The 12,200-nt window shown below is 39.0% G+C and carries 13 protein-coding genes; 1 reads left to right on the forward strand and 12 read right to left on the reverse strand.

Annotated features, from left to right (window positions below; translation table 11 throughout):
* Positions 1–789: 789 nt before the first annotated feature.
* The 12 genes from H514_RS0114725 to H514_RS23170 form a co-directional block, all read right to left on the reverse strand.
* The gene (locus tag H514_RS0114725; RefSeq protein WP_027447652.1) at positions 790–1,173 is read right to left on the reverse strand and encodes a diacylglycerol kinase family protein; all 384 of its coding nucleotides are present in this window, start codon (positions 1,171–1,173) and stop codon (positions 790–792) included.
* Positions 1,148–1,615: an rRNA maturation RNase YbeY gene (ybeY, locus tag H514_RS0114730; RefSeq protein WP_027447653.1), complete on the reverse strand. Its 468-nt coding sequence runs from the start codon at positions 1,613–1,615 to the stop codon at positions 1,148–1,150. The genes H514_RS0114725 and ybeY overlap by 26 nt, the downstream gene beginning before the upstream one ends.
* Entirely contained in the window at positions 1,615–3,771 is a 2,157-nt protein-coding gene (locus H514_RS0114735; RefSeq protein WP_027447654.1) for an HD family phosphohydrolase, read from the reverse strand. The genes ybeY and H514_RS0114735 overlap by 1 nt, the downstream gene beginning before the upstream one ends.
* A 61-nt stretch (positions 3,772–3,832) precedes the next feature.
* A complete protein-coding gene (locus tag H514_RS0114740) occupies positions 3,833–4,789 on the reverse strand; it encodes a PhoH family protein (protein WP_027447655.1) in 957 nt (318 codons plus the stop codon).
* A 3-nt stretch (positions 4,790–4,792) separates the two neighbouring features.
* Positions 4,793–5,980: a sporulation protein YqfD gene (gene yqfD / locus H514_RS0114745; RefSeq protein WP_027447656.1), complete on the reverse strand. Its 1,188-nt coding sequence runs from the start codon at positions 5,978–5,980 to the stop codon at positions 4,793–4,795.
* Positions 5,981–5,995: 15 nt separating this feature from the next.
* Positions 5,996–6,283, reverse strand: coding sequence for a sporulation protein YqfC (gene yqfC, locus H514_RS0114750; protein WP_027447657.1), 288 nt, complete (start codon positions 6,281–6,283; stop codon positions 5,996–5,998).
* Between the two features lie 84 nt (positions 6,284–6,367).
* Positions 6,368–6,895: a hypothetical protein gene (locus tag H514_RS0114755; protein ID WP_027447658.1), complete on the reverse strand. Its 528-nt coding sequence runs from the start codon at positions 6,893–6,895 to the stop codon at positions 6,368–6,370.
* A 35-nt stretch (positions 6,896–6,930) separates the two neighbouring features.
* Complete coding sequence (gene floA / locus H514_RS0114760) at positions 6,931–7,920, reverse strand: flotillin-like protein FloA (RefSeq protein WP_027447659.1); 990 nt, start codon at positions 7,918–7,920, stop codon at positions 6,931–6,933.
* Positions 7,921–7,938: 18 nt separating this feature from the next.
* Positions 7,939–9,270 carry an NfeD family protein gene (locus H514_RS0114765; RefSeq protein ID WP_027447660.1) on the reverse strand — a complete coding sequence of 444 codons (1,332 nt, stop codon included), beginning with the start codon at positions 9,268–9,270 and terminating at the stop codon, positions 7,939–7,941.
* 137 nt (positions 9,271–9,407) lie between these two features.
* The gene (locus tag H514_RS0114770; RefSeq protein WP_027447661.1) at positions 9,408–9,854 is read right to left on the reverse strand and encodes a GatB/YqeY domain-containing protein; all 447 of its coding nucleotides are present in this window, start codon (positions 9,852–9,854) and stop codon (positions 9,408–9,410) included.
* 14 nt (positions 9,855–9,868) lie between these two features.
* Positions 9,869–10,042, reverse strand: coding sequence for a 30S ribosomal protein S21 (gene rpsU / locus H514_RS0114775; protein WP_027447662.1), 174 nt, complete (start codon positions 10,040–10,042; stop codon positions 9,869–9,871).
* A 103-nt stretch (positions 10,043–10,145) separates the two neighbouring features.
* Positions 10,146–10,727, reverse strand: a complete 582-nt coding sequence (locus H514_RS23170) for a flavin reductase family protein (protein WP_051255159.1) — start codon at positions 10,725–10,727, stop codon at positions 10,146–10,148.
* Positions 10,728–10,815: 88 nt separating this feature from the next.
* On the opposite strand from H514_RS23170, the gene H514_RS0114785 reads away from it, so the two are divergent.
* The gene (locus H514_RS0114785) at positions 10,816–11,751 is read left to right on the forward strand and encodes a Na/Pi symporter (protein ID WP_027447663.1); all 936 of its coding nucleotides are present in this window, start codon (positions 10,816–10,818) and stop codon (positions 11,749–11,751) included.
* Positions 11,752–12,200 lie beyond the last annotated feature (449 nt).

Below are 12,200 nucleotides of genomic sequence, written 5' to 3' on the forward strand. Positions count from 1 at the left end.
ACTACAAAACATGCCTCATTTCATACAATCGACAAAACATGTTGAAATTAGAAGTCAGAAATATCTGAATAACGATTTTTCGACATATTGGATCTGTTCTTAGCTTTATTTAAAGCAGTATTGTTTATTCTACTTAAGCCCCCTTATCTTGAAGACTTGGATTCGAGATAAAGGGCGTATGGTTCCGTTGCTTTAGTGGAGTGCGGTGGGCTGGGAAACGGGCTGCTTTCCCCGGACGAACGATCGAGCCTCCTCATTCGCTAAAGCTCCTTGCGGGGTCTCGCTCGCCCGTTTTTCCGGAGGAGTCAGCCCGTTTCCCAGCCCACCTTAGCCGAATGGTGACTAACGGAACCGCAGCGATGTTGAGAGGTCGGTGCTTACGGACATTTGTTCCGCTAATTTGCTTTTAAATGATCTTTTTGAAGAGCTTACGGACATTCATTCCGTTATTTGCTTCAAATCACCTTAAAAAAGACTATTTTGTCACAAATAAGGTACCATATGTCCGTAAGATTTAGAACGCACATCCAGGGTCCGTTAATTTCCACAAAAGCAAAGGGGGGAAGGAAACGGCAAACTCCCGCGGTAGAAAGAGCAGATGAGACCCCGCAAGGAGCCTGCGGATGAGGAGGCTCAGCTGGTCTTCCGCAGGAGTATTGCCGTTTCACTGACCCCCTTACTCTTATAAAAGCAACGGACTCCTCCCAACCAATATCTCGAAATCAAGTCTTCAACAATCCTGCCATATAACGGAACAATAAAAGCGATAAAACAGAAAATCCCCGGGTGTTAAAACCCGAGGAGATTCATGATTTTAGGTAAAAATATAATAGCTCCGATAACAGCGGATGTAATCGCTGCTACTAATACAGATCCAGCTGTAATGTCTTTAATTTGCCCGACAATGGTATGTCGATCTGGGGATAAAAAGTCCATAATGCGTTCAATAGCAGAATTAATCATTTCAAGAATAAGAACCAACGAAACCACTAAACAAATAGAAATCCATTCATACGGCTGAATATTGAAAAATAATCCCATTAACACAATAATAAACGTGGTAATGAGGTGAATCCGAAAGTTTCTTTCCGACTTAATGATCTCTTTAATTCCATTGAATGCAAAGGAAAAACCAATCAGCTTCTTCTTACCCTCTTTTGAGTCCAAAGGCATTTAATATATCCTCTTGTCTAGTAAACATCTTCTTTTCATCTTCCTCATTCAAGTGATCGTATCCGAGTAAATGTAAAAATCCATGCAGAGCTAAGAAGCTTAATTCACGCTCTAATGAATGCTGATACTCTTCAGCTTGTTCCTTTGCTTTATCAACGGAAATGATAATATCTCCTAATAATACCGGCATTTCTGCTCCGATGATTTTCATTTCCTCTTCCCCTTCTTCTTGCATGGCAAAAGAAATAACATCTGTAGGTTCATCTTTTTGACGGTAATTTCGATTAACAGCTTGAATTTCTTTATTATCTACAAAAGATACAGACATTTCTGCCTCAGTTTGTACATCCTCTTCCTTCGCAGCAAATTGTAGTACGCGATCAATTAGATCAATGTAATCCTCGTCTACAGAATTGGTTTCATCATGAAAATCAATTTGCATTATTTTGCCTCCTTAACGGGTTCTGTTGCTTCATCAGGGTATTGGATTCTAGAGTGAAAGATCCCTTTTAGCGTCTCACAAATCGCTACATGAATACGTTCGGTATCTTTCAATGTTAAAGGACTATCCGATAACTGACCATCCAACATACGATCTGTAATAATGGAATGGACCAACTTTTCAATTTCATCAGTTGATGGCTGTTTAAGTGAGCGAACCGCCGCTTCAATCGAATCACATATACATACAATTGCGGCTTCTTTCGATTGAGGTTTTGGACCAGGATATCGGAACTCTTCTTCTCTTACGTTTGGATTTTGTTCTTTATCTTTGTAATAAAAATACTTTAATAATGTTGTACCATGATGCTGCTCTGCGATATCTACAATTTCTTTTGGAAGACGATGCTTTCGTAACATATTCGCACCGATATAAGGGTGCTCTATTATTATTTCCGCACTTTGCTTCGGTTCAATCCTATCATGAGGATTTTTCATACCCATTTGATTTTCAATAAAGAAATGAGGTTTATGTGTTTTTCCTAAATCATGATAATACGCTGCCACTCGAGCAAGAAGGCCGTTTGCACCAACTGCTTCACATGCCGCTTCACTCAGGTTTGCAACCATTACAGAGTGATGATAGGTGCCAGGCGTTTCCGTTAAAATTCTTCGAAGTAATGGATGGTTCGGATTGGCTAAAGTAAGCAGCTTCGTGTCTGACAAAATCCCAAGACCTGTTTCGAATAAGGGAAGTAAACCGAATGTTAAAACAGTTGATAAAATGGCAGCTATAACCCCATAAAGTAATGGATTCGTTATATCCGTCCAACTGAGCGGTTCATAGGATAATAACATGAATACAATGACTATCAAAACATTCGTAATCATAACACCTACACCCGCTTTAATGATCGCAGCACGGTCTTGTACATTTTGAAGAAACAATACGGCTGCTAATTGGGTGAATATGAAATAAAGTCCTGCCTCCACATTTAACGTTCCCGGTATTTGTTGGTTAAAAAACACGGTACCAAATACAGCGAACACCACAGAGAACAATACGGCAATCCTTTCGTTAATCAAAAGCTTTAACAGGATGGCACCTGATGCTAGTGGAACTGCAAAATATAAGTTATCAAGCGATGACTGAAATACACTTCCGACTTTCATAGAGCCAAACATGAGAATACAAATCATAAATAATGATACGACTGTGCCTACATCTAACCTTTGGCTCATATACAACCGATTCATTTCATGGCCAATTACACCTAGTGACAACACTATCAAAATGATTAATCCTATGTACGGGTAAGTATTGCTCTTACTATCTAAAAGACCTACAAGAGAGAGCTTTTGGTAAACTTGCTCTGTTATCCTTTCACCTTGTAGTACAAGCACTTGCCCTTGTTTAATCATGACAGGATCTACATCATTCGCTACATCTTGTTTAGCTTGATTCGTTTTTTCAAGATCCACAAATGAATTTTGAACGATAGCAAAATCAACTATATCATGTAAAGCTTCCTGTAAAGAAGCGTCAAAACTTACTAAGTCCAACTTTTCCTTAATGTTTTGTTTCGCATTTGTAACGTTACTGGCTTTAACGCCTTCATTCATCCGTTCAGATATCGCCTTAAGAACTAAATCTTCAGCTACATTCCGCTTTTCTTTTGATAATTGAAGTAATTGAGTAAATACAGAAGAAGGAACAGAATTAGAGATTTCTTTAGATAATAGGTGTTGAAGTAACTCCTCTTTATCTAATTTCTGCTTTGCTTCTTTTTCGTCTGAGCCAGTTGATACATCTTTTTGATTGTTTTTCTCCGCAGCAGATACAGCTCCAAACATTTCTTTTATATAATTAATCCTCTTGGCTGTTATGGATTGGTTAACCGAGTATATATCTGCTACAGACTCAATGGCTTCCCGTCTTCTTTCATCAGTCTTTTGCTTGTCCTCAATGCTTATAGGAGACATAATCGTTTCTTTAGCTGTTTCAAATCGTTGTATATCATATGTCTTGGTTTGTACATTGGAAAAAGCCATAAGAAACATGACCGCTCCTAACAGCAGAAGTGATCCTCCTATGGCTAGCCATTTATTATAGATTAAACGGTTGACTTTGAAATGATTCCACCATTGATTCTGCATCATGTCACCTCATTCCATCCCAAAAATATAGAAATAAGACCCTCAATCGGGTCTTACACATCTACATTTCTTCGTAAGCGTCAATAACTCTTTGAACAATTGGGTGACGAACTACGTCAGCTTGCTCTAGATAAGAAAAAGCTACTCCCTCTATCTTAGAAAGCTTCTTCTCAGCAACTTTCAAACCAGATGTTACACCTTTAGGTAAGTCTACTTGAGTGATGTCTCCTGTGATAATCATCTTGGAGCCAAAACCAAGTCGTGTAATAAACATCTTAATTTGTTCTGGAGTTGTATTTTGAGCTTCATCTAAAATAACATATGCATCATCAAGAGTACGCCCACGCATATAAGCTAGTGGCGCAATTTCTATCGTTCCTCTTTCAATCAGGCGTCCTGTATGCTCGGTTCCTAAAACATCGTGTAAAGCATCGTAAAGCGGACGTAAATAAGGGTCTACCTTTTCTTTAAGATCGCCTGGTAAAAACCCTAAGCTTTCTCCTGCTTCCACAGCAGGTCTTGTTAAAATTATGCGCTTAACATCACCGTTTTTTAGTGCTTGTACAGCCATAACTACAGCTAAATAGGTCTTACCAGTACCAGCAGGACCAATTCCAAATACAAGGTCATGCGTTTTCATACCTGAAACATAATTACGTTGACCAAGTGTCTTTACTCGGATTGATTTCCCATTATAATTTTTAGCAATTTCATCTTCAAATAGTGTTTCAAACTCTTCAATTTTATCATTTTTTGCTAAATCTATTGCATAAATAACATCACGTTCAGATATTTTAATCCCTCTACGGATAACCTTTAACAATGCATGAAATACTTGCTCAACAAGTAGAACATGGCCTCGATTACCTGATGCGCTTACATGCTCGCCTCTTGTAACAATAGAAACTTGTAGTTGGTTTTCAACTTGTTTTAAGTTACGATCACCTGTCCCAAATAACGCCATTGCTTCATTTGGGTTATCTAATTGTATATCAATCGTTTGTAAGTCTTCTTGCATTCTTCAGTCTCCTTGAGTGATAGGTTGTGTTTTCACAATATTTTCTTGAACTTTAAAGTATAGGATTAATTTAACTGTACCATTCTCTTTCTTGCTGTGCAAAACTTTTTCAGAGATGAATTCAGCGTCCTCATGAAGCTTTTCTCGTAGCTCTTTCTTGGCTTGTTCAATTCCTGCTTGGACTGCTTCATCTTTAGTCCTTGCCTTTTCAAACTCTTCTTTTTCCCATAGCTTTTTCGTTGTTAATGATAACGGAATTTCCCATTTAAACAAGTAAAAAGGTTTATTATAGGTCTCTGTATGAATCTTTTTATAGTCTGGGTCTCCAAAGCCCCATATCGGTACTTCGAATCCCGCTATATTGATCGCATATTGATTTTTCTTTTCCCCTGTAAGGACATTGTAGTTAACCGAAAGCGGAATGGATAGCTGACTTTTATACCAGGTTTCTGCAATGATTTCACCTTTGGCTCGAACCGCTTCTTCTTTATCTTCTTGACCTATAAGGCCTGAAACTAACATATCTCCCTCTTCTACAAAATCATTAACCTTCACAAGAGGAACGCCCGCTTCTACAAACATATCTACAATAACACCTTTTTTACTTGCAATAAGATGTTGTGCACCCTTTTCAATATTTTCTTCTACAATTGTTTTTTCGATACCTTGTAAATGATAGGTTGTCCCATTCTCTGTAATTCCTATCCACAATAATTCCGGTATATCTGTAAGCAGCTTTTGTTGCATCATACTAGGTGTATCAATGTTAAATTTCCAAGCGCCAAATTGAACACCATATTTATCTAAGTTCTTTTCAATCTTATGCTCAATTTCAGGTGTAACACCGTCAATTTGAATACTCCATACCATATTAGATAATAGAAAAATCATCATACACCCTAATAAAAAACCAATTACCAATGGTTTCTTACTTAGTAGTGAACTTAGCCAAAACGGTAAACCCATCCGTTTTTCAAAAGATATTTTGTAATCTGTATTACGCCTAGTTTGTTTCAAAAGCGATACATCTTCCAGCTTTATATTGGCCTGACATGTGTACTCGTCTATCTTTTTGATATCCCAAAGCATAATACCTTTTTCACTACAACGGTTAAAAAAGAACTCGGGGAACTTCCCCTTAACTTTAACCGTTGTGTACCCTGTAAAGAAGACCCCTTGAGTTATTTTCATAATTGCCTCCTAGATCTATGAGTTTTCTTGCAAAAATGTAACCTCTTCAATCGTGCCCTCAACTAAAATTTCTTCTGGGAGCATCATCCTAAGGACAAAACCTTTACCTTTAATTCGAAGCTGTCCTTGATTTAATTTCAGACGAATCTCATGCTCTGAAAATTGGAGTAAACCTTTATGATTTTCTATGTAAGCATGTATTTGACCAATTGTCGTTATCCTTGGAAGTTCGAGGATGACATCTGTTGGTAAATCCAAATGCTGTGCAAGCCAGTTTCCAAATCGTTGTTGCCAAGTTTTCATCCGTCATGCCCCCTCTCACATACATATGTATGAAAAAAGCGCGAAATGTATCACTACATTTCGCGCTTTGCTTTGGAAAATTATTTATTTTGAGCGATAAGGTTTTTGAGATCTAGGTGGACCTAACACTTCAGCCATAATTAAACTATGGGCTAATTTCTTTTGAGAGAGTTTTTGTACCCCGCTCAACCTTACTTTCGGTTTTGCTCCCTCACCTCTATAAGGCTTTAGTTGATCACGTTGATAGGGAGCTTCCTCCTCTTGTTGATAAGGCGTTTCATTTTCCCTCTCATAATGGTTATGCCCTTTTTCATCTTTTAATGCATTATGCTCTGGGTCTGATATTTCTTGAGCAGATGTTTGTGTCGTTCTGCTTTGACTATCCTTGTAACGTTCTCGTTGGCGTTCAGCATACGTTTTTAAATCTGTTTTGGTCTCCGTCCCAATCTCCACTGAACTTGAATCATTTGATGTAGTTGTATTCCTCGTAGAAGATTGAACGGGTTTTGCTTCAGATCTGGCTTTCTTTTCATCTCGGTCTTTCTTAAAGACACTAAAGACCCAACCAAGCACACCAGCAATTATGGGCGCTAATGCTAAAAGATCATCCATACCATCGCCCCCTTTCAGAAATATGAGCGATCAACTTACTCTTCTTCTTCGCTTTCGTCACTGTTCATTTTTCCGATTACATCACGCATATCCGTATCAGCCTGAATGTTCTTTAGATTATAATAATCCATAACACCAATGTTTCCGCTTCGCAGAGCTTCTGCCATAGCTTGTGGAACTTCTGCTTCTGCTTCCACAACCTTCGCCTGCATTTCTTGTACACGAGCACGCATTTCTTGTTCTTGGGCAACAGCCATTGCACGACGTTCTTCAGCGCGAGCTTGAGCGATATTTTTATCTGCTTCAGCTTGGTCTGTTTGAAGAATCGCACCAATGTTTTTACCGATATCAATATCAGCAATATCAATCGAGAGAATTTCAAATGCCGTACCCGCATCTAAACCTCTGCCAAGTACATTTTGAGAAATACGATCAGGATTTTCTAGTACTTTGTTATGATCTTCTGAACTACCGATTGTACTAACAATCCCTTCACCTACACGAGCAATAACGGTATCTTCACCGGCACCACCTACAAGGCGGTCGATGTTAGCACGAACGGTGATTCGAGCTTTTGCTTTCACTTCAATTCCATCCATAGCCACACCTGCAATAAAAGGTGTTTCAATAACTTTAGGATTTACACTCATTTGAACAGCTTCTAATACATCTCGTCCCGCCAAATCAATCGCAGCACCACGTTCAAAGCTCAGTTCAATATTTGCACGATGAGCAGCAATTAGTGCATTAACAACACGGTCTACATTACCACCAGCAAGGTAATGACTCTCAAGCTGGTTTGTTTGGAGATTTAGTCCAGCTTTGTGCGCTTTAATTAATGGGTTAATAACACGATTCGGTACAACGCGACGTAAGCGCATCCCTACCAGTGTGAAGATCGAAATACGTACACCTGCTGCTAATGCGCTAATCCATAACATAACTGGAATAAACGTAAATAGCACAGCGACAACAATAATGATAACGGCTATTAATACAATTGGTAATAAATCTTGTGGATTCATTTTTCATTTTCCCCCTTTTTATTCTTCCTTGTCTAATTCTCTAACAACTACGCGAGTTCCTTCAGCTTTTACAATTTTCACTTGAGCTCCATTAGAAATGTAGCCACCTTCACTTACAACATCAATTCTTTCTCCTTCAAAAATTCCAGTACCTGATGGACGAAGAGGTGTTAAAGTAGTCCCTTCTAATCCAATCAGTTCCAAACGACTCTTTGAAGAAATGTATCCTTTTTCTGTTGACGTGGAATCACTTAATATAATGTTCCTAAAGAATCCTCTTTCAAGTCCCATAAATCGGAATAAAAGCACAGATGCGATAATTGCTACCATTAACGCGATCGCAATACTCATGGTCATATGACCCATATCATCTGTTGAAAGGAAGAGAGAGCCGATGATTGCTCCTACTCCAATAACACCTAATATACCGCCTGGGACAAAGATCTCTAAGACGACACAAACGACTCCGATCAGGAATAAGATGATCACTTCATACCCAGCTAAATCGGCTACCATATGACCGTAAAAGAACAGTATCAAAGCTGAGAATCCCATTATCCCTGGAATGCCAAAACCTGGAGAATATAGTTCGACTACAAACCCTAAACTTGCTATGGATAACAATATAGGAACTACAACTGGACTCGTTATGAATCGAGCAATATTTTCTGTTAACGTAGCTTGAGTCTCAATCGTTTCAGCGTCAGAAAGGTCCAATCTTTCAAGAAGCTGATTACGGCTATCCACAATGCCCTCAGCATAACCAACTTGCATGGCTTCCTCAGCACCTAAAGTTAAAAACTTACCTTTTCCCGCTCGAAGCTCAGGTAGATCAATTTCTTTATTCGCCATTGCTTCAGCATATTTAGGGTCTCGATCATTGGATTTCGCAGCACTTCTCATCGCTGTTATCCATGCGGATTGAGCTTTCTTATCTGCTGCATTCCCGTCTGAAGTTATGACCCCCGCAGCCCCCATCGTTGCATTTGGATCCATATATATTTGATCTGCATTCATAGAAATATAAGAGCCGGCTGATAATGCATCTTTCTTAATATAAGCTGTAGTCGGTATTTCAATAGCTTGGAAGATCTGAGCAATATTTTTAGCAGCTTCAACACTTCCGCCTGGCGTGTCTATCTCAAAAATAATATGGTCAGCACCTTGCTTACGGGCTTCATTCGCACTTCTCTCGAGAAAGGCTTCAAGGCCTCTTTCAACCGCATTTTCAAGCGGCACAATGAAAACTTTTTTCCCTTCCCCTTCTGCTGCTGAATGCCCAGAAAAAAACATGGGAAAGATTAAACAAACAATAGATAAAATCCAAATCAACCGAGCAATCTTTTTCATGGTTTCCCCTCCTTTCATTATTGTGCTACCTCAATTACGAACAGCGTTCCATTTCGTTTCAAAAAAATTGATAACGCATTCAAATGATTATGTAAAATATTAAAAAAAGACCGCCCGAAACAGGCGATCTTTTCGCTTTAAGATAAATGTTTTTGGACTAATTGATTTACTTGAGAACCATCTGCTTTGCCTTTTACCTTCGGCATAATGGCGCTCATTACCTGGCCCATTTCCTTCTTAGATGTGGCACCGACTTCCTTAATCGTTTCTTGAACGATCTCATCTAGCTCATCTTCAGAGAGTTGGTCAGGCATATATGATTGAATCAGTTCAATTTCACGCTCAGATTTTTCTGCAAGATCATCTCGACCAGCATTTTCATATTCTTGGAGGGAATCTTTTCTTTGTTTTAACTCACGAGATAAAACAGCTAATTCTTCTTCCTCTGATAATTCATCCTTACCAAGTTTTATGGCTTCATTTTGGAGAGCAGATTTAACCATACGAATTGTCGCAAGCTTTTCCTTCTCTTTATTCCTCATGGCCTGTTTCATATCTTGGTTTAGATGATCAAGTAATGACATTTACCTTACACCTTCTATCTGCGCTTTCTAGCAGCTTCAGACTTTTTCTTACGTTTAACGCTAGGTTTTTCGTAATGTTCACGTTTACGATATTCAGCAAGTGTACCACTCTTGGATACACTACGCTTGAAGCGACGAAGAGCATCTTCAAGAGACTCGTTTTTACGCACGCGAGTTGAGTTTGACATGCTATTTCCCTCCCTCCAAAGCAAAAAGACAGTTTCAAGATTACATGTGATCAATTGATATGACACATGCCTTAGGCAATTATAATACATTCCCTAAATAGATTCAACTTTTTTCTGAATCATCTTCATAAGGTTTTTTATATTGCTTTTGCTTTGCCTGTGCCTCTAATGTAACATATGTAGATCTACCAAGATAGAGTGGAATGTTTAATTTTTCAAAGTTAGGTAATCCATCCTCCTGGAATAGCCCTTCATCTACGTGACATGCCTCTATATCACCTATTACCCACTCGTGGTCACCAGTTATAACCATATTATTGACCGAGCATTCATACACAATGTAGGCGTCTTCTAAATACGGAGCATTCACCGTTTCAGCATCTCTTGTTTGAAGGTTTGCTACTTCTGTTTTATGAACATCTTCTCCACTTACAGAACCAGATAATTGAATAAATTCAGCTAGAGATTCCGGAAGAAAGTTGATTGTAAATTTTTCTTTTTGTTGCAAGCATTTATAAGTGAATCGTTCTCTTCCAATTGCAACTCCATACATTGGAGGGTCAATTGATAAAAATGAGTGCCAACCCGCAGCCATAAAATTTGGATTTTCATCCCCATATGTACCAACTACAGCTACCATCCCAGGATAACTATGCATTTTCACACGATCTATTTTTCGCAGCATTTATATCTCTCCCCTTTCATTAAGCTTAGGTTTTCATTAAAAAATCTTCATGAAATTTCACCTTGTCCATATAGTGTTATAGAGGTGAATGACTTTGGCTGATTTCTTAACTTTATTTGCTATATATATAAGTATTTTTTTATTTGGGATGACTGTACTTCGAATTGGGTTATATCAACTTTCCTATAGGAATATGAGACAAGCTTTACAGCGCTTCACATCAAATCCTTTTAAAGGAATGTTAATGGGCGTGCTCGTGACAGGGGTTTTACAAAGCAGTTCCTGTACGATGGTGTTAACTGTAGGATTTGTTTCAGTTGGTTTAATTACCTTCCGACAGTCTATTGGAATAATTCTTGGTGCAAATATTGGGACCACTGTTACTGCAGAAATTATGACGTTTTATGAACAGATCCCTTTATGGCCATTACTTATCGTTGGGGCTATATTCCTTCTTTTCCGTAAGCCTATTGTGTTTGGCGCTGGCGCAATCTCTTTTGGGTTAGGTACGGTTTTCGTGGCTTTAAATGGTCTTGAAACATTAGCTGAACCGATCAAAGCGTTTCCTGTGATACAAGAAGCATTGCAAACAACAGATACATACACGAGTGCCGGGATTCTTTTAGGGACAGGCCTTACGGCAATTATTCAATCCTCTACTGCAACTACTGGGATAGCGATGACTTTTTTAAACGAAAACTTGATTGGGCTTTCTTCCGCTATTGCTATTATGCTCGGAGCAAATATTGGAACCTGTATAACAGCTTGGTTTGCCTCTATTGGGAGTAACCGTGAAGCAAAGCTCGTAGCACTTGCACATATTTGGTTAAATGTTTTAGGCGTGCTGGTGTTTGCTCCATTTGTGCACGAAATGTCGAGCTTGGCTCAATGGCTTACACAAGACCCTCTTAAACAGTTGGCCCACATATCTGTTTTATTTAATGTTGTTTCCTCTCTTATTGTATTACCTGTCGTTACACAATTCACGAATTTTGTCCTTTGGGTTCATCGGAAGAGTGGGTGATGATATTTCATTGAGCTATATAGTTGATACAGAGATATTCAACTATATGGCAGGATTGTTGAAGACTTGAATCTGAGATATTGGTTAGGAGGAGTCCGTTGCTGTTGAGTAGTTTGTTGCGGTCAGTGAAACGGCAAGCCTGTTGTTGCCCCACACGACGTGGGGTAGTTCTACGTTGCCACATGATGTCGCGGTTTTAGTAGAACCTCCATTGTATAGCCGAGCCTCCTCATACGCTACGCTCCTTGCGGGGTCTCGTCTTGCCTTTGTTACCACGACAGTTTGCCGTTTCCTTCCCTCCACGCGATTATGGAAACTAACGGACCATAATTTGGCTTTCCCCACCTCATATTGATTGGAAATCATAGTAAGAGAAGTTGCTCAGACCCTTGTCATGATAGGATTAACCTGGAATTAGAACACTCTCTCCCAGAACTACGGCGGTTCCG

It is taken from the genome of Pontibacillus marinus BH030004 = DSM 16465 (assembly GCF_000425225.1).
GTDB classification, from domain to species: Bacteria; Bacillota; Bacilli; order Bacillales; family BH030062; genus Pontibacillus; species Pontibacillus marinus.

What these genes read in the sequence shown, in the direction of transcription:
- H514_RS0114725 (WP_027447652.1), bottom strand. Translation starts at nt 1,173, where the DNA reads ATGCCTTTGGACTCAAAAGAGGGTAAGAAGAAGCTGATTGGTTTTTCC.
- ybeY (WP_027447653.1), bottom strand. Translation starts at nt 1,615, where the DNA reads ATGCAAATTGATTTTCATGATGAAACCAATTCTGTAGACGAGGATTAC.
- H514_RS0114735 (WP_027447654.1), bottom strand. Translation starts at nt 3,771, where the DNA reads ATGCAGAATCAATGGTGGAATCATTTCAAAGTCAACCGTTTAATCTAT.
- H514_RS0114740 (WP_027447655.1), bottom strand. Translation starts at nt 4,789, where the DNA reads ATGCAAGAAGACTTACAAACGATTGATATACAATTAGATAACCCAAAT.
- yqfD (WP_027447656.1), bottom strand. Translation starts at nt 5,980, where the DNA reads ATGAAAATAACTCAAGGGGTCTTCTTTACAGGGTACACAACGGTTAAA.
- yqfC (WP_027447657.1), bottom strand. Translation starts at nt 6,283, where the DNA reads ATGAAAACTTGGCAACAACGATTTGGAAACTGGCTTGCACAGCATTTG.
- H514_RS0114755 (WP_027447658.1), bottom strand. Translation starts at nt 6,895, where the DNA reads ATGGATGATCTTTTAGCATTAGCGCCCATAATTGCTGGTGTGCTTGGT.
- floA (WP_027447659.1), bottom strand. Translation starts at nt 7,920, where the DNA reads ATGAATCCACAAGATTTATTACCAATTGTATTAATAGCCGTTATCATT.
- H514_RS0114765 (WP_027447660.1), bottom strand. Translation starts at nt 9,270, where the DNA reads ATGAAAAAGATTGCTCGGTTGATTTGGATTTTATCTATTGTTTGTTTA.
- H514_RS0114770 (WP_027447661.1), bottom strand. Translation starts at nt 9,854, where the DNA reads ATGTCATTACTTGATCATCTAAACCAAGATATGAAACAGGCCATGAGG.
- rpsU (WP_027447662.1), bottom strand. Translation starts at nt 10,042, where the DNA reads ATGTCAAACTCAACTCGCGTGCGTAAAAACGAGTCTCTTGAAGATGCT.
- H514_RS23170 (WP_051255159.1), bottom strand. Translation starts at nt 10,727, where the DNA reads ATGCTGCGAAAAATAGATCGTGTGAAAATGCATAGTTATCCTGGGATG.
- H514_RS0114785 (WP_027447663.1), top strand. Translation starts at nt 10,816, where the DNA reads ATGACTTTGGCTGATTTCTTAACTTTATTTGCTATATATATAAGTATT.